The following is a 21,015-nucleotide window of genomic DNA, read 5'->3' as shown; positions in this document are numbered from 1 at the left end:
AGTTTATTATTCTTTCGTCTTTGTTTGTCCATCTTCAGTTTTAGACTTCATGTCCTCTGTCTTGATCTTTGATTCATCTCCATCTGTTTTCATTTTTTCATCACCATCCTTGATCTTCATTTCACCTTCTTCCATTTTAAACTTCTTGTCACCTTCCTTGATCTTGATCTCATCTCCATCGATCTTGATTTTCTTGTCGTCCAGTTTATAAGTGCCATCTGCTGTTTTGACGATATATCCGTTTACAACGTACCTGCCCTGTCCGTAAATGGTATCACCTGTAACAACGTTTACATACAGGTCTACAGGTTCGTTGGTAGTTTCAGAATAGGTCCTTTTCTTTTTGGAGTTATAATATAGATCAGCCGGCTGTCCTGTTTTCAGGTCAACATATTGTGTATTCGATTTTGGTGTGGTATCTGCGAGTGGTTGTTCGGCTGTTGCTGAATCGGTTGTAACATCACTTTGATTGTTGGCATCCTGACAAGATGCTATGATCAATGCACTGCCGGTAATGGCTAATAGTTGTTTTAACATGCTCATAAAGGATTTTTAGAACCTTAAGCAATTATCATGCGCTGCGTAAAATGTTATAACAAATGTACATGTTGGGGAAAAACGGCAACGCTTTAATAACTATCAAAACTTCAATGCATATAACTCCATGGCAGATTCCTTTCCTTTCAGGTCTACCAGTCCTAAAGGGATGGGCTCCCAGTTCTTTAAATTCGTTTGCGCTGCGAAGTCTTTGGAGATGATCACCTTTTGGTTAAATTCACTGGTGGCGGAACGCAGTCGGGCAGCCGTATTCATGGTATCACCGCTCATCGCCAGGTCTTTTTTAATTACACCTATTTCACCTATGGTGATTTCACCGGTATGGATACCTGCCCTGAATTCAGGCACAATGCCGTATTGTTTTTTGAAATAGTTTTTATTTCGTTGTAACATTCTTTTGCAGTCCAGTAACGCTTGCAAACATTTTCTATTTGCGTTTGGCTTTTTCACCACCCACGATACTACTACTTCATCACCCACATACTGGTATATCTGTCCATCGTTTTCGAGTAGGCCAACAGAAATAAAATAGATAAAATCACGAATGAAGCGAAAGTATTTTTTATGTCCCAGCTCTTCCGCTATAGTAGTTGAATCAACCAGGTCGATGAACATAATAGTTCTCTTTTCAATTTTCGGCGTTATATACCGGCCGGCCAAAATATCTAAAAACACGCCCGGCGAATATTTTTCATTTACCTCAATTATCAGGATCGTAATTAAAAAGATGATGAGCCAACGGATCATTTGACTAACAAACAACGAGGTTTGAAAGATATTGTAATAAGATTGTCCGATCTCCGTAGTAAGCGGCTCCTTTTCAATTAGCCAGATATAGGTGAAGTGCAATATGAAGTTTAGTAAGAACGCAGCAGCCACCAGGATTATACTTTTTATGAGCAGGCTTAACCATAAAGGCATGTTCCGCACAAATTGTTTTAACTGATAGATCAACAGGTAGGCCATGGCCAGGCAGATAAAGAATATTAACCCAAACCGGAGTGCCAATACAGCCCAGGCCTGCATAGCGAACGGTAGCTCCACATCGTCAATGTAGTCGCGGTAAAACCTGAATAAGTAAACACCTGTATCAATGATCGTCCAAAGGCATGCAATTACCAGCACCAGCTTAATACGGTACTTGCTGATCACTCCCTGCCTGATTATTATGCGACGACCAAAAGTTCTCATATCATTTAGCTGTATGGCGAAACAGATGACGAATTAATAACGGGTTGTTGTGGTTGATGTACCATAATGGCTACCATAAAGGCAATTACCGAAACCAATAACCCTATCATAAATACGGTATAAGCCAGCCTGATGAGTTTGTATTTGCGGGCCAGTACAACTCCCAACTGATGTATATCCATTATTAAGGAACTGTATAAATAGTCAGGATCGCGCATCATCGTGTTCATGGCCCATTGGTATTCGTTCACCTTGGTTTTATAAAAGTTTCCAAAGAATAACAGGTTGGTGTTTTTATTCAAAATGTCTTCCCGGCTGAAATTACCTTGCGATACTTTTGGCCGCGTAGCCATAATTGCAATGATGATAGTAGTAAGTGAAGATGCCAGGAAGATAAAAGTAGGAATGGTTAAATGGGTTTCCACTTCAATGCGGCGGATCAATACGGAAAGAATTACCGAAATGATAATGGCGTTAACGCTGATCAAAATACTTGCTTTTCCATCGGCCATGTTACTTAACTCCACATGGTTTTCTGATGTTAACCGTAACATGGTTTGTATGCCTCTTGAAACAAGGGAGTTTTTTCTTTTATTGCTTTCATCTTTTTCTAGGCCGGGCAACAACAGGGTTTCGCTCACATTCATGCCTTCGAGCTTGTTTACTTTTTTATTCAGCCTTCTGATGTTCTTTTCTTTACCTTTTTGTAATTTGTTAATGCAATAGGAGGTAAAGTACTGGTGCTTCCCCAATAGCTCAAGGCTGTTCTTTTCCCAATCCATTACCATGGTATTCATATTGCGCAGGATCAACTCTTTCTTCATGGCTTTATTTGTCTGCTTAAAATCTTCCAGTCCGAAATGATAGGTGTCTGCGTCGCAAATGATCATTTCCGGCAATGATTGGGGCGTTGGCGGAAATTTGGTGATGCGGATCAGGGCCGCTATTGTATTGATAAGTTCTTCATCATCTGTTTTTGTTCTTATGAATTCATCCATCAATGCTACGCTTTTTTCTTCATGATCGGCCGGGTCAGTGAACAGGTGTCCTGTGTCGTGAAACCAGCCTGCTATAGACAGTTCCAGCAGATCCTTATCAGGTATTTCGTACTGCGATGCAATTTCATGAATGTGTTCTACTACGCTTTCTGTATGTTCCAGGTTATGAAAGACCAGGTTGGCATGATCGTGTTGTTTAAAAAGGCCTTTTACATAGCTTTCAGTATCTATCAGAAGGGCATTATATGTTGACATACCAATAGAATTAAAATGTTAAGTTCAATCTTGTGCCCAGTGTAAAATTCACCAGGCGTTCTTCGTTCGATAAGGCAAAGGTGGCAGATACCAGCACCATATTATATGGCACGTAATAAAAGCCGCCACCATAAGCGTAATGCCATAAACGGCTTCTTTCTCCTTTTAACCAAACCCGGCCAACATCATTAAAGGCTACCAGCCCTACCTGACCCGGAAATACATACGATTTGCTTTCAAACAACTTTATGCGGAATTCAAGACTGGCATAAGCCAATGAATTTCCTGCAAAGCGATTCTTTCTAAATCCGCGTAAATAGTTATTAGCTCCTAATGTCATGGCCTGAAAATATTCGAGGCTGTCACTATAAATATGGCCACCACCTACCCGTAAAACGGTTACCCACCTGGCCGGAAAGCTCATGCTGGCATATACCGCCATTTCTGATTCCAGTTTTGTTAAGGGCGAACTGGATTTGGTTAGCGGTTGCATTTGGGTAAAAGTGGTAAGCCAGTTTATACCGCGGGTTGGGAAGAGCTCGTTGTTTAGGTTATTTATCAAGGCGCCCAGCTTAACACCTGCATAGCTTTTTACCGAATAGATATTCGAAGAATCGAGCCCTATGAGTGATGGTTTGCCAAGAATATAATCTTCATTGTTCTTTAATTTATTCCAGTAATGATAGAACGATGGCCCGGCGAACACGCTCAATACGCCGGCGATCTTTTTCCTGAACAGGAAGTCGGCCGCTACGTTCTTAAACCGGGTCCTGTAAAACCTGATGGTTGTATCGCCATTGAGCTTGGTGTTGTTACCAAACCCAAAAAAGTTATTCAGGGCGGGGTTCATAACTTCTGCATTGAGTACAATATCTGTTTTGCGGAATACATCTACAAACAATCCCCGGTATTTGAACTGGTAAGCACGATGGGCGGCTGCAAAAAGCGCAGATAACCGCTGTTCAGAGGAGTAGGGTGATTTACGCCAGCCATACCGGCGGTACCATAAGCCAAAGCCAAACATAAATCCGTCATCGGCATTCCAACCGATATTAATGCGGGGAAAATGAAAAATGTTATACTGGTATTCATTGAAATCATAATCATTTACCTTGGTGTTCGTACTGAAGCGGGGTTTTGTGTTCCTGCCTTTTTCCAGGAAATTCTTTTCACTGCTCAGATCGTACACATAATTATTGATATTGCTGTTTATATGGAACGTGTCATCCCCTTTTCCGCCAATTATTCTAAAGAATGTATTTTGGGGGGTATTGGCCGTTATATCAAACTTGTCGTTGCCACGAAGACCATATAACCGGATCTCTTTGGTTCTTTTAGGATCAAACAGCCGGTCATACATAATGAAACCGGTATCCTTGCCTTCCCGGGCTAAAACCTGCACACGGATATTTTTTCCTTCGTTGAAGATCTTAAAGTACTCGGTTTTGTTACTACCCAGTACGGTTACCTGTTTGGCCAGAAAATCATAATACCTTAATGATTGATTTCCCAATTCGTTACGACGACTGATGAGTTTATCGATTGTTCTTTGGCCATTGATGGCATATATTTCGGGCGGCATGGTTTTTACCGCCCTCATTATTGCTGTATCCGGTAATTGTTGCCTGAAAAGGGTTGTTACCGAATCCCATTCTTCTCTGTCGATGTCATTTAAGAACAGGCGGTCAAAATCTTTTGAAACGGCTGACAAATGGTTTACATCGGGGATCTTATATTTCAAACCTTTTAAAAAGGGTAACCGTTTACGTGATACATAGGCTATTAACAGCCCGTCGGAATAGAAGAAAGCCTGGTCGCGGTCTTTGGGAATAGGATAGTATAATTTGCCGCGGCCGGTATCCTTAACGCCCCATTTCCATTGGTCCATATGCCGGTCCCAATCGGCAGTTAGTAAATCGAGCAAACGGGCTTTTAATACTTCTTTTTGAAGAACGCGTTTATCATTGTCTTCTACCAATTCATTAAAAACAGTAATAGAGCTTTTAGTGTCGGTGCCATCCCAGGAGGCATCTTTTTCTTCGAGCATACAAACTTTATTGGCAAACAAAGGCCGGTAGGTGCCAAAAGCCAGGTCATCGGGCACAAGGAAGAACTCAGGATCGGCATGTGGTATACGTGCTGAGGTAGCTAATGAAGCAACCGGCAATGGCGCATAAGGATGGGCTGCCGAGATCATATCCTGAACAATTTCAGAAGCTACCGTATTACGCAGGTTTTCGGGCAGTGCTAATTCGGGATCTTTATCAATCGTGCGCAGCGACCATTCTTTGCCATTTTTATCTTCCAGCGTCAATGATTTGGTTTGCTTTCCGCCACCTATGCTTTTTATCTTGAATCCACCGTGTTCTTCATGCAATCTAAAAACTTTCAGGTTCACCGGCTCAGCCCAAACCTTTCGGTAATTGTTACCTAATATCAATCGCTTTAATGCCGATGCGTCTTTATACTGATTACTGGCAGCAGATACATGATAATCTTTATATGCAGGTATTTTTAATTTGGCTGTATCCGGAGCAAGGGGCGGTAACTTGGAGAAGTCGATGATATTTTTTGAATACACTTCTTTTGGTGTGGCTGAATCTATATTGACCGAATAAAATTTAACGCGTACATTTTTATTCTCCGACACTTCGAGTACGGAAAAGCCAATGGCTGACTGGGTGAACAAAGAGTTTTTGCTGCTTGCAACCCGGGTGGTTTGGCAACCGCTGCCACTAACAATATAAAAGTGGCTGCTATCCTGTAACAATTGTAAACTATGATCATGGCCGGCAGCAAAGATCACGTTAGGATGTAATTTTGATTCAGCCTGTATTCTTGTTACCATATTGGTATAGGCTGGGTAACTGATATCCTGCGGGCTGCCAAATACACTGCGGCTGATAGGATAAATAGACCCTATTATGGGCAGCGGTATGTATAATTTTTTTCGCAGATCGGTGAATGGAAAAAGATGTTGTTTAAAACCATAATAACCGCCATGTATGCCATTACTTCTAAAAGGGTGGTGGCTGGCTATTATTACGAGTTTGTTATGGTTTTTTTGCAACAGCTCAGAAAGCTGCAGCATGAATTCGCTTTCTGTTTTGCATTGGCAGTCCCATTCAATGCCGGGTTTTTCGTAAGGGTGTAAAAACCACTGACTATCGAACACGATCATAACTGCGTCTTTACCTATGGGAACTTCTACCGGTCCGGGACAACCTTCTGAAGGAATGAATTCTATGTTTTTCTCTTTCATTACGTTTACATAGGCTTCCTGCCGCAGCAGGCTTTCCCAGCCATCAGAGCTGCCGTTCGACCAGTCGTGGTTACCAGGTATCATGTAAACATGTGCCTGGGTATTGGCTGCCACTGCCATTTGCGAATCCAGCACGGTTCGTGATATAACGTAATTGACGTTGCCTTCATCGGGCAGGCCATGCCGGTATAAATTATCACCCAGGTAAACAATGGTTGTTTTTTTATCGGGGAGCAGGTAGTTTTTAACTGCCGAAGCAACCGGGTGTTTGCCGTTGATCAAAGCGCCGCCGTCGCCTATTAATATAATCCGCGCACTAAGGGTGTCATCTGTTTGGGCAAATATTACATGACCAGTAAATACCATATAAAGGGCAAGCACATATTTCATGGTGTCACTTTCTTATTATATTTAAAAAATAGGAGGTTAGCTACTCCCCGATCGGCCGATTCATTTGAAATGATCAAATCTCCCTCCGGTGTAAAAGTAATTCCTTCAGGTTGTTTAAAAAGCGCTACATCAATAGGAAAGGTTTGTTTCGGATTGCCTTTACGGTCAGCTATTACCAATAGTTTGTTAACCGACGATATAATGAACAATTCATTAGTAACAGGATTAATAGCTGCGGCAGAGGGTTTGAACTTGATCTTTTCTTCTCCTATCATATTGGCGATGGCCGTTACATTTATGGAAGAAGAATCGTCGAAACGTTTATTAAGCAGGTTAAAATAGAAGGCCGTCAATGCTTTCTTTTTATCTGTTTCGCAATCTTTACAAAGCAGGGTGAGCTTAAAGATATGCGGGTCATAGAACAGGATCTCAAATTCATTGCCGGATACCGGGAATTCCTGATGATGCGTCAGGATCTGGTTATGATCATCAAACGTAAAGGCGATAATATTGCCATTGCTTTGCAGCACATAAAAAACTTTATCAACCATTGCCAGGTCTTCAAAATCGCCTTCGTTTGAAAACTTCCACTTTCGAATCGGTTTGCCGGCCGTTAAAGGTATTTTATAGAGCCAGCCGAATTCATCGCCAATGGCAAAAACACTGGAATCGCGGGGGTAAAAGGCCACCCCTGAAATTTCATCCAGTTCTACCGGTAATTTTAATAAGAAAGGTTTATTCAGGTTATACCCATCAGGACTTTTATACGCATGTTGGTTGTCTGCTGATTGTGTACAGCGGCTATTGATAAAAGCAATGAATAAGCTTATGAAGCAGGCATATCTGTAAAGCATAAGAATTCAGAATAACTCATAGGTTACACGTCAAAATCTGGTGCCATGCTGCTGTTGCACTAAGATTGAATCAGGTAAGAATAGTTTTTCTATTGGAAAGTGTAGAAAATGGTCTACAATGGGAGTTGTTGCCTTCCCGGGTCGTCTTTCCCGGCTGGCTCGCAGCATTTTACTATTGAAACAATGCCATTTCCTGATTGACAACGTTTTGTAAATAGATTGAACCACCTTGTAAATTAATTGAAGGTCCTGTTAATTCAATTGACCGGTCTGCTAATTGAATTACATGGGCTGTTAATTAATTGACTGTTTTGCTAATTCAATTACACAATCTGCTAATTGAATTGAACGGTCTGCTAATTGAATAGAAAACCGGGAAAAGTTAAGAAACAGTAGAACTTGTGAACACCATTATTTCTTTTTAGGCTTCACCTCTTTCTGATAGTATTTGCAGACTTCTGTTATACCGCATTTATCGCATTTGGGGTTGCGGGCCACGCAAACATACCGTCCATGCAAAATAAGCCAGTGATGGGCTATATGCACCAATTCCTTGGGAATGTGTTGAAGGAGTTGCTTTTCGGTAGCCAGTGGGGTAGTGGCGCCAACAGTAAGGCCAATACGGGCCGATACCCGGAAAACATGGGTGTCTACCGCCATATTGGGTTGCTGATCAACTACTGAGGTAATAACGTTGGCCGTTTTTCTGCCCACGCCGGGCAGGGTAACCAACTCATCAACCGTAAGTGGGATCTGGCCATTGAACTGCTCCTGCAGCTTAATGGCCATTCCGATCAGGTGTTTTGTTTTGTTGTTGGGGTATGATATGCTTTTTATCAGCGGGAACAGTTCATCAAAAGTGGCTTTCGACAAACTGGCTGCGTCCGGATATTTCTCAAAAATAGCCGGCGTAGTCATGTTGACCCGCTTGTCGGTACATTGGGCCGACAAGATGACCGCTACCAGTAACTGGTAGGGATTATCATATAACAATTCAGTTTCCGCATCAGGTGCATGATGCAGGAAAAAGTCAATTACAAACTGGAATCGTTGTTTTCTTGTCATTCTTTGTTTAGAATGACTGCGAAATTAAGGGAGTGGATTAATGTAGCCCAATGATTGTTATATTATTGTGGGCTACTTGTTCTGCCGGAAGCTTTAAGCAGTTGCAATCACCGATTCACGGGCGTATTGCAAAATGTTCATAATAACTTCTGTTCTGGGAGATTCTACGATCTTATCCAGGTTACGGGCAGAGGCTTTCAGTACCTCTAATTTTTCGCGAAGCGTCCAGTCTTCGTCCAATGCAGCTTCAATAGCGGCATTCATTGCCGGTGAGGTTTCTTTATACAAATAGCGTAAAAGGTCCTCCGGTGTAAAGAGAATAGTCATAGGCAAACCATTTATGTCCTTTAAAATTCCGAAAGAGTCAATTTCGGAGTCCGTCCGATTAATAAAACGATATTAGGTTTCTCTTATTGTGCAGGAAATTGGATGGGAAGTTGCTAATTCGGTGGAAAGATAAAAAAAGGCGTTGAATGATGCAATAGGACGCATCAAAACAACTTATTCAGGTAGTATGAACAAATCTTCGTTGTCTTTTTTCATCCAGTATTTCTCCCGGGCATACTTTTCCAGCATTTCAGGATTCTGTTTCAGGTCGTCCAGCTCTTTTTTGGTGGTATCGATCTGTTGCAGGTAGTAATTCCGGCTTTGTTCTAATTGCCTGAGTTCGTTGCGATGCTTGAAGTGGGTGGTAATAATGTCGCGGTCGTCAAAAAAAAGCAGCCATACCGAAAATACCAGCATGGTGAGCAGGTATTTGTTCTTGAGCCAGGAGGGTATGTTTTTTAAAATTCTCAAATTTCAAATTTCAATTCTCAAAAAATTCAAATCTCAGGTTCCGGTCTTGTGTATTTATTTAGTTCCCCATAGTAGCGGGGCAGGCTTTGTGATTTGGATTTTGAGATTTTATCTGGTTACAGGTTGCAGGTTACAAGTTTCAGGGAAAACCCCTTGGAACCTGTAACCTGTACCTTGCAACTTGCCTATTTACCAAATTTAATTCTTCCTTTGGGATAAATAGCGTTTTCACCGAGCATTTCTTCAATGCGAATGAGCTGGTTGTATTTTGCCAAACGGTCGGTACGGCTGGCAGAACCAGTCTTAATTTGACCGCAATTTAAGGCAACAGCCAGGTCAGCAATGGTCGTATCTTCGGTTTCACCGCTACGATGGCTCATAATTGACGTATAACCATTTGTTTGTGCCAATTGTACGGCATTGATGGTTTCAGTTACCGTTCCGATCTGGTTTACTTTGATGAGGATACTGTTGGCGATGCCTTTGTTGATACCTTCCTGCAGGCGTTTTACATTGGTTACATACAGGTCGTCACCTACCAGTTGGCATTTGCTGCCGATAGAGGTTGTGTGATTTTTCCAACCTTCCCAATCATCTTCAGCCATACCATCTTCAATTGAAACGATGGGGTATTTTTTCACCCAGTCAGCCCAATAAGCTACCATTTCATCGCTGCTGATGGTTTTGCCTGAGCTCTTGTAGAATTTATAAGTTTTTTTGGTTTCGTCGAACATTTCGGTGCTGGCTGCATCCATGGCAATACCAATTTGCTCACCGGGTTTGTAACCTGCAGCTTCAATAGCCTGCAATACGGTTTCAATAGCTTCTTCATTGCTTTGAATATCAGGTGCAAAACCGCCTTCGTCGCCCACGTTGGTGCTGTAGCCTTTCTTTTTAAGAACGGTTTTCAGCGTATGGAAGATCTCCACGCCCCAACGCAAACCTTCGCTAAATGAAGGAGCGCCGATAGGAACGATCATAAATTCCTGGAAATCAATTTTGTTATCAGCGTGTGCGCCACCGTTCAGGATGTTCATCAGTGGCATGGGCAGCACAGTAGCGTTTACGCCGCCCAGGTAACGGTATAAAGGCAGGTTGCTTTCTTCAGCAGCAGCTTTGGCTACGGCCATAGAAACAGCCAGGGTAGCGTTGGCGCCCAGCTTGGCTTTATTTTCAGTACCGTCTATCTTGATCAGCAGGTCATCGATGTGGGCTTGTTTTACTACTTCAATACCAATCAGTTGGTCTGCAATAACTTCATTTACATTTTTTACTGCCTGTAAAACGCCTTTACCCAGGTAGGTTTTTTTATCACCGTCGCGCAGCTCAACTGCCTCGTGTTTACCGGTAGAAGCACCGCTGGGAACGGCTGCTCTTCCCAAAAATCCGTTATCGGTAACTACATCTACTTCTACAGTTGGATTGCCGCGACTGTCTAAAATTTGGCGGGCATGAATGTCTGCAATGTAACTCATGATTGGTATTAGTTTTTTGAATTTAAATGCTCGGTTTTTCAATCTCGGGTCCTAAGCGCCTTGCCCACCAAATTGAACGCTTGTGCAAAAGCTTCAGCGTTGAACCACGTAGGTGGATGTCTTAGGAGGTGCAAAGAAACAAAGTTTGTATTACAATCTCTATGTTGTTGCGGTTAAACTTCTGAATACATCTTCTAAACTTTGTCCACCCGTTTGCAGGGAAACAATATTGAGGTTTTGCTGCAGGGCCAGTTCCAGCAATTGCCGTTTGGCTTCGGTGGCATCGTGGCATATCAGCTCCCACTCATTGGTATTGAGTTTGTTTACCAACTGTACGCTGCTCAATCTTTCGAGCCAGGCAGCTTCCAGCGGTTCTTTAAAGTTTACTTTCAGCACATTATTGCTGTTAACCTGCGAGCGCAGGTTGCTTAATTTATCGTTGGCTACCAGCTTGCCGCGGTTGATGATGATCACCCGGTCGCAAATGGCTTCCACTTCCTGTAAAATATGGGAAGAGAAAAGAACAGTTTTATTTTGCCCCAGAGCTTTGATCACTTCCCTGATCTCGATGATCTGGTTGGGGTCTAAACCGGTGGTTGGTTCATCAAGGATCAACACTTCCGGGTCGTGAATGAGGGCGGCTGCCAGGCCTACCCGCTGTTTATAGCCTTTTGACAGTTGGCCAATCTTTTTTTTGCTTTCCAGGCTTAACCCAACCGTTTGAATAACCGATTCAATACGCTCTTTTTTTGATTTAGCTGGTACTTTATGTACATCTGCGACAAAATCAAGGTATTCCCGCACATACTGGTCGTAATACAGTGGATTGGCTTCAGGCAAATAGCCAATGGTGGCTTTGGCATCGAGCGGTTGTTTTTTTACAGAAATGCCCGAAACAACGGCTTCACCTTCATCTGGCTGCAAATAGCCGGTGATGATCTTCATAGTGGTAGACTTACCAGCGCCATTGGGACCTAAAAAACCAACGATCTCCCCTTTATTTACTGTAAAGGATATGTTATCGATGGCCTTTTGTTCACCATATAGTTTGGTGAGCTTGTTTACTTCTATTGACATTCAGCAAATTTAATTTGAAAATGTGCAAATTTGAAAATTAGAAAATGAAGATCCCCCCCTTAGCGCATTGGTTTTCATTTTCAAATAAGCTATTTACCTAATTTACACACAGCTATTTTAGAATCCGCAGTCCCGTAATAAAGTAACCAGTTATTATTGAAGTGAACCAGGCCTTCTATAAAGCAAACCCTGTTTACCTGTCCGGTCACTTCGTAAGGTTTGTCGGGTTGTATAAACCAGGTGTCCATTCGTTGCAATACTTGGGTTGGGTCATTTTTATTTAATAAGATCTGCGAAGCTGTATATGTGCCTTCGGGTAAACTGCTGTCGCCAATAGCGGGAATATTACGGCTGTTGTAAAGCAGCACAATGCCATTATCTGTTAAGAGGGCAGGAGGGCCAGGTTCTACCAGGTCACTATCGAATTTTTGGGGTCTTGGACCCATTACGATCTTTATTTCGGGTATGTCTTTGGCATAATGGCGTAATGCAATAGTTGGTTTTTCTCCCCGGGCATACAATACGGGTGTCCAGTTTATGAGGTCATCTGCAGTGGCGGCCCAAATATTCACATCGCCCCAGTACATCCAGTATTTGCCATTGATCTTTTGGGCAATGATATTTCCATTTACATATTTTGAAACAATGGAGCCTGACTTTGACCAGGTATTGAGGTATTTACCATTGAATGCTTTGGCGAATGCGGGCCCATGTTTGGTCCATTGCAATAAATTTTTTGAAGAAGCCACCATTAACCGTGCGATTTGACCATCGAAGGCTGTGTAGGTCATAATATAGTCCCCGCTGCTGTCCTGCACAACACGGGGGTCCTCACAACCACCTTCCCATTCATATTTTTTCTGCTCATCGGGCGCCGGATACAAAACGGGTTGTGAATACCGGGTGAAATGCAGGCCATCGGCGCTTTCGGCCAATCCAATGCGTGAGGTGCCGGCAAATTTGCCAATGGAATCTTCGGCGCGGTACAACAGGAACACCTTTCCATCTTTTACAATTGCGGCGGGATTGAATACATCCTTTTCTTCCCATTTAACTGGCTGTTTTCGCACGGGGCAAATAAACGATCCATGGCCGGGTTGAAGAATGGGGTTCACAGAATCTATTTTTACAAAGGGCAGCAGCATCCAGTTACTATCGGCAGTGGAACCATTGTTTGTTACATCCTGTTTTTGGGCTTCGGGTTGCTGACAGGCCAACAGGCAGGTAAAAAAGGCCGGAAGGCACCAGGAAACAATGCTGTGTTTGCGTGCCTGTTTACACAATACGGTTGGTTTACAGGCAATCGTATTTTTTATTGGCAGTGTAAACATAAATGCTTTATTAAATGCAGGTTCATATTGTAGGTTAATTTACACCCATTGTTTTTCATTTAGAAAATACATGATAAGAAAATGATATTTCTTTCCCTCGCCCTGTTAAACATGCGTTTGTATGTATAAGCAGTTGGTCTAAATAATGAGTATTATTTTGAACAATGGCTCCAAAAGCCAGCTTTATTGGTTATATTTAAGTAGGCATGATGTAAGTGATAATATCATAATCCGTATTGAGTAAATAACACTCAAATGCGATTTTTATTGGTCATAGCTGCTATACTGCTCTTTGCTGAATACAGTAACCTGGATCAGTTATTTAATTTAACTGAAGTGGAAATTGTTATATTCTGTGATGACCCCGAATCGGAAGAAGAAAACAAATCAGAAAAAGACTTCAAGAAATTCAAAAAACATCACTATAACTTCGATTACGCCAGTTTGTTAACTTTTCTTAACGAACAAAAGAAACACCTTCGCAAATCGGGCCTTTGCCTCAAAGGACATTGCGCGCTTATAGATCAACCTCCCGAAGCGTAGTTAAACATATCATCAATGCTGTTGTGCTACTTCTTATCTCTGCACAACAGGCAAATTGTTATCCTCAATAGATTAACTACGATAATAAATAACTCTTATTATGAAGAATCATTATTGGGAGTCGCGCCAGTCTTTGACGCCTCAAAAAGCTTTTCAATTTTTAATGGAAGGCAATGAACGTTTTATCAATAACCTGCGTGTAAATCGTAACCTGCTGCAACTGGTGAATGAAACCAAAGATCAGCAATTCCCATTTGCCACCATACTCAGTTGCAGCGATTCAAGAATTTCTACTGAGCTGATCTTTGACCAGGGCCTTGGCGATTTATTCAGTATTCGCCTGGCTGGCAATATTGCCAGTGTGAATGCGATCGGAAGTATGGAGTATGCCTGCAAATACCTGGGTTCGAAGCTGGTTGTAGTAATGGGACATACGAACTGTGGTGCAGTTAAGGGTGCCTGTGATGGATTGGAAATGGATAATTTGAATGAGATATTCAATCATATCAGGCCTTCTATTGAAGCAGAAACGGAAACCTTGCACGACCGAACTTCTCACAATAAAACATTCGTTAACAATGTAACCCGGTTGAATGTACATTATAACATCGATATCATTCTTCGCAAAAGCCCCATCATCACCGACCTGATAGAAACCGGGGAAATCAATTTAATGGGCGCCATCTATGATGTGGAAACCGGGCGTGTAGAATTTATGCAGAATCAAAACGAAAAAATTCTTGCTTATGAAAAAGACGCATACAAAATCTGAGGGTATACTAAGCAGGATCGCTTTTTTTATGACCCCCATTGATGGACGTTATGAAGACCTGTTAAAAGGAAACAAAAAGCTCAATATAATTAAAGACCTCACAGCAGGATTAATAGTTGCTATGGTAGCTATTCCGCTGGCTATGGGGTTCGCCATGGCTTCGGGGCTAAGGCCTGAACAGGGAATTGTTGGGGGAGCCGTGGCGGGATTGCTGGGTGCATTATTTGGCGGGTCAAAATACCAGGTATATGGCCCTACGGCTGCTTTTATTCCTGTTATTGGTGGTTTGATGGCTACCTATAATCATAGTTTCCTGATACTGGTTTCTATACTGGCAGGAACGTTGCTGATGATTTGCGGGGTTGGTAAATTTGGCCGCATAGTGGCCCTGGTGCCGCATTCCATTGTAGTAGGCTTTACTATCGGTATTTCGATCGTAATTGCGTTTTCGCAACTGGGTGAAATTTTCGGGTTTAAAGAAAAAATAGGCTATGGCCTGTTGCAGCAGATTCAAAAAACGATGTTGTATTTGCCCGATGCCAATTGGTTTGCCTTTGCCCTGGCGCTGATTACGTTTGCTCTTTGTAAAACTTTAATCAGGTTCTCTGCATTTATTCCTGCTCCGCTGATTGCATTGGGTGTTGGCTGGCTGGTTAGCTCAACATTGTGGAAAAGCAATGGACTAATTCTAATAAAAGATAAATATGGCGCTATACCTACTGATTTTTTAGTGATCACTACGCCGCAATTGCCGGCTATGACAGCATCGGTAGTGTTTGACCTGGTGTATTACGTGCTGGCAATATTTATTGTAGCAGCTATTGAAAGTCTATTGTGTTCCCGCATGGCCGACAGGCTGGCGAACAATACCGGGATACCATATAACCCCAATAAAGAATTGTGGGGCCAGGGAATGGTAAATATTATAACGCCATTGTTCAATGGATTTCCACATACCGGCGCCCTGGCCAGAACGGCCGTGAATATTAAAGTAGGAGCGGTATCGCCGTTGGCAGGTATTGCCAAGTTTACATTCAAATTACTGATGGCTGCTTTTTTAGCTACTTACCTTGAGCAGGTACCTATGGCATGCATAGGCGGTATTCTCTTATATGTAGCCAATGGCATGGTGAAAAGAAAGGAGATCAGGGAAGTGCTTGAATCAAAGAATCCCTGTCATATTTTGCTCATGATCTATACGGCTGCGGCAGTACCGCTATGGGGGTTTATGCCTGCTGTGTTAACAGCTATCGTAATTTTTGTAATTATGGTATTGTTGGGCTGGGTTAAAAAACCACTGTTGCAGGATATTCCTGTTCCTGCCCAAACACCGGCGAAAAGAATAATGGAAACTGTATAGTTGAGAACAAACCAGTTATAAATAAAAGAGTCCCGCTAAACAGCGAGACTCGTTGTAATAAAATATTGTTCTTATAAACCATCGAATTCATACAGCGGGTCTATATGGGTGCCGGACTTCATTTCAAATACCGGTTTAATAATTCCATCTTTTAATCCATATACCCATCCATGCAGGTCGGGTGCGTTATTTTGTTTCCACGCACGTTGAATGATAGAGGTTTTGGCCAGGTTATTTACCTGTTCCCGAACATTTAGTTCTACCAGTCTGTCGGTACGTTGTTCTTCATCTTTAATAGAGCTTAGCTCTTCGCGGTGCAGGCGGTATACATCTTTTATGTTACGCAACCACATGTTCAGTACGGGGTTGAAATCGCTTTGAGTAGCGGCAGCTTTTACGCCACCACAACCATAATGGCCGCATACAATAACGTGTTTTACTTTCAGGTGATTGACCGCATAGTCGAGCACACTCAGCAAATTCACGTCGGTGTTTACCACCATATTGGCTATGTTGCGATGTACGAAAATTTCACCAGGTTGGGTATTCGTAATTTCATTGGCCGGTACGCGGCTGTCGCTGCAACCGATCCATAAAAATTCCGGTGTTTGTAAATGGGCAAGCCGGTTGAAATATTCCGGATCATCTGCAACTTTTTCTGATGCCCAGGCCTTATTTTCTAATAATAATCTTTCGTATGATTTCATGATCAGACTTTTTTCGTCTTTAAAAAATAGACAACCTTTCTGTTAGCTCAGGGTGTGGTTTACCTGCACAGACCGTTGAGGTAAACTTTAATTCGACATTTCAGCCATAGCTTCTTTTGCTACAACCATTTTTGGCTGTACTAAAACATTACCTCCATTGGTTGAAAATCCCTGGTCTTTATAGGTGCTTTTTTTAAGCTCAACTGTAATTCCTTTCAACTGGGCATGTATTAAAAAGTCTTCAATCACCTCAATAATGTCTTTGTCAATAAAATCAGCACGCGTCGCATCTATGAGCACGTAAGAATTTTCCGGTACTTTTTCTAGTCTGTTCTTAATGATCGGTTTATTTAAAAACGATACGTCCTTGCGCAAACGGAACAAATATTTATTGGCGTCATTTACCACAAATACGGCCGATTTAAAGTTGCTGCGAATAACAAAGAACAATCCTATAACACATCCTACCATGATACCTTTTAACAGGTCGGTAAGCAATATTGCCACTATGGTGAGAGCAAAAGGTAAAAACTGGTCCCATCCTTTTTTATAGAATTTAATGAACAGCGAAGGTTTCGCCAGTTTAAAACCTGTATAAATAAGAATAGCTGCCAGTGCCGACAATGGTATTAGGTTCAGCAGACCTGGTATAAAAGCTACCGAAAGTAACAATAATATACCATGGAAAATGGCCGACATTTTAGTTTTAGCGCCGGCATTGATATTGGCTGAAGTGCGTACAACCACCGAAGTAATGGGTAAGCCACCGATTAAACCTGATACCAGGTTACCAATTCCCTGTGCCTTCAACTCACGGTTGGTAGGCGTAACCCGTTGGTACGGGTCAAGGTCATCGGCCGCTTCAATATTCAACAAAGTTTCAAGGCTTGCTACAATGGCTAACGTTAAAGCGGTAGTCCATACAACCGGATTCAAAATATGGCTGAAATCGGGGAACGTAAAGAAAGAGATGAACCCGTTAAAAGAATCGGCCACCGGAATTTTTACCAGGTGCGATTCTTTAATAGCCATACCGGTCGCTGATGATTTGAATAATTCGTTGATAATTACAGCAACCACCACCACGATCAATGGGGCAGGGATAAGTTGCAGGAGCCTGGCTTTGGGGGCTACATATTTTTCCCAAACGATCATAATGAGCAGGGAAACCACCCCAATGAGCAACGCTGCCGGGATCAAATGACTAAACGCACCGAACAGCCCGCTGAATGTATTTTCGCCGTCGGCCTGCATAAAGCTATCATCACCTTCAAAGTCTGCATCGTAACCTACCAGGTGGGGAAATTGTTTCAGGATCAGGATCAACCCGATGGCGGCCAACATGCCTTTAATAACACTGCCAGGAATATAATCACCCAGGATACCGGCTTTTAAAAAGCCCAGTATAATTTGTATTACACCACCCAGCACAACGGCCAGCAAAAAGGCTTCATATACCTGCAATTTGCCAATGGCTACTAATACAATAGCTGTTAAACCGGCTGCCGGTCCGCTAACGCTTAATTGCGAGCCGCTTAAAGCGCCAATAACAATACCACCTACCATCCCGGCAATAATGCCTGAAAATAATGGCGCGCCTGAAGCCAATGCAATCCCCAAACACAGGGGTAACGCTACGAGAAAAACGACCACTGAAGACGGCAAGTCACTTCCCAGGGCGCTTGCGTATCCTTTAACTTTCTTAACCATAATAAAAATGTTTTTATGAGAAGCACATGGCTTGCCCGGTTTTACAATAAGATACCCGGTTGAATATAATGACGCATCCGGAAACAAATGCTATTTATAGCCAGATGTACAATTCATATCAACAAGCAATCGTATCCCCGCCTTGCGGGGTATAACAAGGAATGTTAATTGAAAAAAGGGAAAAGTTATGCTTCCGGGGGAGGTGAAAATAATTCCGGATGAAAAATGCAGAGCTTTTCAGCTTCATGTACCTTATGCTGAAAATACATATTTATCCAATCGGGGTTCACCGGACTGTGATATATGTGCAGGAATTCTTCTGAAACTGTTAGCGGCGCATCGGGCGATTTTTCATCGGGACCGGTTGGGGAATTGTTGCAATCGGCGCCGTTTTCTTCATCGCCATCTATATCAATACATGTTATTACCGACCCCATGTCTTTCGAAGAATACAAAAAATTAATACCGGTGATCCAGAGCAGTAAAAGCACCATGGTACCAGCCACGATCCTTTTCGCAACAGACACAGTATATTCTTTTTGTATTTCTTTATTCATGCTTGAAATTAACGTTACAAAAATAAGCTTTCATTGCCCGGTTACAAACGTTAAATTTTGTTAACAATTGCCATAATAACTCACAAAAATTATGCAATAAATACCGTAAAGCCAAACCGCTTATATATGTATATTCAAACTATGTTAACCCCGCCTGCCTGAATGTCGAACAGGCGGGGTCAAATATTGTTTACGCTAATTAGAAATATTTATAATTCTTTCGAATTTTCAGGCAAATGATCGTATTCACCCTTAATGGCATAATAGCCGAAAATTATCATGCCAATGGCAATAGGAATAAATACGATCACAAACACAGCCCATTGTATTTTAGTATCTATGACCGGTTTTTTAGCAATTTCATCAGCGGCCGTTTTAATAAGATAATATATGGTAACAGGCCCGAGGATCAACCATACTATCCCCAACCATCTTTTTAAGCTATTCATGTGGTTCTCTTTTAATATTATTTAATCGTTAACATCAGGATCAATGCGATTGGAGATATAAACAGCGCCGATGAACAGGCACACAGCGCCAATTATGATCGTATACCACAGCCCTGACAATTTATCGGTTACATATATAGTTGTGAGTAAAGTAGCGATGAAAGGTGTTAAACCACCGAACACGCCATTGCCAATATGATAAGGCAACGACATGGATGTATACCGGATGCGGGTAGGGAAGAGCTCCACCAGGAAGGCGGCAATGGGCCCATATACCATGGTCACATACAGTATTAACACAAATATCCAACCTACTAGTTTGCGATAGGTCCAGGTGTCAACCTTTTTATCTTTATACTTAATAACTGTTTGAGTAACGGCAGCATGAGCGGCATTGGCAAATAAAGTATCAGTTTTTACCTCTTTAAATACGGCGCCATCGGTGTAATGCACTTCTGATGTTACCTGGTGTATGGAATCAGCCGCATTTTTTTCACTAACGATCGTTTTGTCTTCCAGCAATTTTCTGTGGCCGGTCAACTCCGTTTTTCCTGCGGGATCAGTTAATGTAATGAATTGCTTGAAAATAAATTGATAGGTGCCAATGGCCAGCAGCATACCAACAAGCATGATCCATTTGCGGCCTATTTTATCGCTCCAGCCACCGAAGACCACAAAGAACGGAGTGGCTAACAAAATACCCCAGATAAGGATGGTGCGCGACTGGTCAAAATCTATGTTACAAACATTTTCGAGGAAAGATTGCGCATAAAACTGGCCGGTATACCATACCACGCCTTGTCCCATGGTAGCGCCGAACAAGGCCAGCAACACCATTTTAAGATTGGTTTTATTGCCGAAACTTTCTTTCAATGGGTTTACCGATACTTTGCCTTCTGTTTTCAGCTTGGCGAACAACGGCGATTCATTCATGCGTAAACGGATATAGATAGATACGCCTACCAATAATATAGATACCCAAAATGGAATGCGCCAGCCCCAATCATTAAATCGTTTGATAGATGTATCAAGATCAGGCGCCAGAAAGTGGCGGGTTAGTAATATTACCCCCAGCGAAAAAAATAATCCCAGGGTAGCAGTTGTTTGTATCCAGCTTGTATAATACCCTCGTCTGTTGGCGGGCGCATGTTCTGCTACGTATGTAGCAGCGCCGCCATATTCGCCACCTAAGGCAAGCCCTTGTAGTAAACGAAGCAACAATACCAGGATAGGGGCAGCAAATCCAATGCTGGCATACCCGGGTACCAGTCCAATGGCAAAAGTTGAACCGCCCATGAGGATCAGCGTCAGCAGGAAAGTATATTTTCTGCCGATCAAATCGCCGAGGCGGCCAAATACCAATGCACCAAATGGGCGTACAATAAACCCGGCTGCAAATGTCGCCAGCGTTGAAAGCAGAGCGGCTGTGGGATTTGTTTTTGGAAAAAACTGGCTTGCAATAACAGTTGCGAGACTACCGAAAATGTAAAAGTCGTACCATTCAATTAAGGTTCCTACTGAAGAGGCAGCAATCACCTGCCAGATTTTTTTTGATTCTGATTCGTGCGTCATATGGGAAGCGGGTTTGTTCCAATTTTAAGCTATAAATATAAGGCGCAGGCGTGAAACGACAATCGTGAATCGTGAAACGGCAAACGTGATT

General features: G+C 42.3%; 19 protein-coding genes. 3 read left to right on the top strand and 16 right to left on the bottom strand.

Annotation, left to right across the window (positions count from 1 at the left end; genetic code table 11):
• Positions 1-6: 6 nt before the first annotated feature.
• From FAM09_RS05930 to FAM09_RS05880, 11 genes are all read right to left on the bottom strand, one after another.
• Positions 7-543 (bottom strand): lipocalin/fatty acid-binding family protein, encoded by a 537-nt coding sequence (locus tag FAM09_RS05930; RefSeq protein ID WP_136576123.1) that lies wholly within the window; start codon positions 541-543, stop codon positions 7-9.
• 96 nt (positions 544-639) lie between these two features.
• Positions 640-1,749 (bottom strand): adenylate/guanylate cyclase domain-containing protein, encoded by a 1,110-nt coding sequence (locus tag FAM09_RS05925; protein ID WP_136576122.1) that lies wholly within the window; start codon positions 1,747-1,749, stop codon positions 640-642.
• Positions 1,750-1,754: 5 nt separating this feature from the next.
• Positions 1,755-3,002 carry a Pycsar system effector family protein gene (locus FAM09_RS05920; RefSeq protein WP_136576121.1) on the bottom strand — a complete coding sequence of 416 codons (1,248 nt, stop codon included), beginning with the start codon at positions 3,000-3,002 and terminating at the stop codon, positions 1,755-1,757.
• A gap of 10 nt (positions 3,003-3,012) precedes the next feature.
• The gene (locus FAM09_RS05915) at positions 3,013-6,654 is read right to left on the bottom strand and encodes a BamA/TamA family outer membrane protein (RefSeq protein WP_136576120.1); all 3,642 of its coding nucleotides are present in this window, start codon (positions 6,652-6,654) and stop codon (positions 3,013-3,015) included.
• Positions 6,651-7,508 carry an SdiA-regulated domain-containing protein gene (locus FAM09_RS05910; RefSeq protein WP_136576119.1) on the bottom strand — a complete coding sequence of 286 codons (858 nt, stop codon included), beginning with the start codon at positions 7,506-7,508 and terminating at the stop codon, positions 6,651-6,653. The genes FAM09_RS05915 and FAM09_RS05910 overlap by 4 nt, the downstream gene beginning before the upstream one ends.
• A gap of 411 nt (positions 7,509-7,919) precedes the next feature.
• Positions 7,920-8,573: an endonuclease III gene (nth, locus tag FAM09_RS05905; protein ID WP_136576118.1), complete on the bottom strand. Its 654-nt coding sequence runs from the start codon at positions 8,571-8,573 to the stop codon at positions 7,920-7,922.
• A gap of 93 nt (positions 8,574-8,666) precedes the next feature.
• A complete protein-coding gene (locus FAM09_RS05900; RefSeq protein WP_136576117.1) occupies positions 8,667-8,900 on the bottom strand; it encodes a hypothetical protein in 234 nt (77 codons plus the stop codon).
• A 174-nt stretch (positions 8,901-9,074) separates the two neighbouring features.
• Complete coding sequence (locus tag FAM09_RS05895) at positions 9,075-9,371, bottom strand: FtsB family cell division protein (RefSeq protein ID WP_136576116.1); 297 nt, start codon at positions 9,369-9,371, stop codon at positions 9,075-9,077.
• 185 nt (positions 9,372-9,556) lie between these two features.
• A complete protein-coding gene (eno, locus tag FAM09_RS05890; protein ID WP_136576115.1) occupies positions 9,557-10,846 on the bottom strand; it encodes a phosphopyruvate hydratase in 1,290 nt (429 codons plus the stop codon).
• A gap of 159 nt (positions 10,847-11,005) precedes the next feature.
• Positions 11,006-11,923, bottom strand: a complete 918-nt coding sequence (gldA, locus tag FAM09_RS05885) for a gliding motility-associated ABC transporter ATP-binding subunit GldA (RefSeq protein ID WP_136576114.1) — start codon at positions 11,921-11,923, stop codon at positions 11,006-11,008.
• 89 nt (positions 11,924-12,012) lie between these two features.
• Complete coding sequence (locus FAM09_RS05880; RefSeq protein WP_208025486.1) at positions 12,013-13,254, bottom strand: glycoside hydrolase family 130 protein; 1,242 nt, start codon at positions 13,252-13,254, stop codon at positions 12,013-12,015.
• A 255-nt stretch (positions 13,255-13,509) separates the two neighbouring features.
• Between FAM09_RS05880 and FAM09_RS05875 the strand changes: the two genes are divergently transcribed.
• The 3 genes from FAM09_RS05875 to FAM09_RS05865 all read left to right on the top strand — a co-directional run bounded on the left by FAM09_RS05875 (position 13,510) and on the right by FAM09_RS05865 (position 15,929).
• A complete protein-coding gene (locus tag FAM09_RS05875; protein ID WP_136576113.1) occupies positions 13,510-13,797 on the top strand; it encodes a hypothetical protein in 288 nt (95 codons plus the stop codon).
• Positions 13,798-13,897: 100 nt separating this feature from the next.
• Entirely contained in the window at positions 13,898-14,569 is a 672-nt protein-coding gene (locus FAM09_RS05870) for a carbonic anhydrase (protein ID WP_136576112.1), read from the top strand.
• On the top strand, positions 14,544-15,929 hold the full coding sequence (locus tag FAM09_RS05865; RefSeq protein WP_136576111.1) for a SulP family inorganic anion transporter: 1,386 nt from the start codon (positions 14,544-14,546) through the stop codon (positions 15,927-15,929). Before FAM09_RS05870 ends, FAM09_RS05865 begins: the two co-directional genes overlap by 26 nt.
• 71 nt (positions 15,930-16,000) lie before the next feature.
• On the opposite strand, the gene FAM09_RS05860 is transcribed toward FAM09_RS05865, so the two are convergent.
• The 5 genes from FAM09_RS05860 to FAM09_RS05840 all read right to left on the bottom strand — a co-directional run bounded on the left by FAM09_RS05860 (position 16,001) and on the right by FAM09_RS05840 (position 20,924).
• Positions 16,001-16,636: a carbonic anhydrase gene (locus FAM09_RS05860; RefSeq protein WP_136576110.1), complete on the bottom strand. Its 636-nt coding sequence runs from the start codon at positions 16,634-16,636 to the stop codon at positions 16,001-16,003.
• A gap of 87 nt (positions 16,637-16,723) precedes the next feature.
• Positions 16,724-18,346: a SulP family inorganic anion transporter gene (locus FAM09_RS05855; protein ID WP_136576109.1), complete on the bottom strand. Its 1,623-nt coding sequence runs from the start codon at positions 18,344-18,346 to the stop codon at positions 16,724-16,726.
• A gap of 185 nt (positions 18,347-18,531) precedes the next feature.
• Positions 18,532-18,903: a hypothetical protein gene (locus FAM09_RS05850; protein WP_136576108.1), complete on the bottom strand. Its 372-nt coding sequence runs from the start codon at positions 18,901-18,903 to the stop codon at positions 18,532-18,534.
• Positions 18,904-19,112: 209 nt separating this feature from the next.
• Positions 19,113-19,352 carry a DUF6814 family protein gene (locus FAM09_RS05845; protein ID WP_136576107.1) on the bottom strand — a complete coding sequence of 80 codons (240 nt, stop codon included), beginning with the start codon at positions 19,350-19,352 and terminating at the stop codon, positions 19,113-19,115.
• A 21-nt stretch (positions 19,353-19,373) separates the two neighbouring features.
• Positions 19,374-20,924 carry an MFS transporter gene (locus FAM09_RS05840; RefSeq protein WP_136576106.1) on the bottom strand — a complete coding sequence of 517 codons (1,551 nt, stop codon included), beginning with the start codon at positions 20,922-20,924 and terminating at the stop codon, positions 19,374-19,376.
• Positions 20,925-21,015: the final 91 nt, after the last annotated feature.

Origin of the sequence: Niastella caeni (assembly GCF_004834005.1) — a bacterium.
Taxonomy (GTDB): Bacteria; Bacteroidota; Bacteroidia; order Chitinophagales; family Chitinophagaceae; genus Niastella; species Niastella caeni.
Note: the sequence above shows the minus strand (reverse complement) of the source record. Positions and strands in the feature narration are given on the sequence as shown.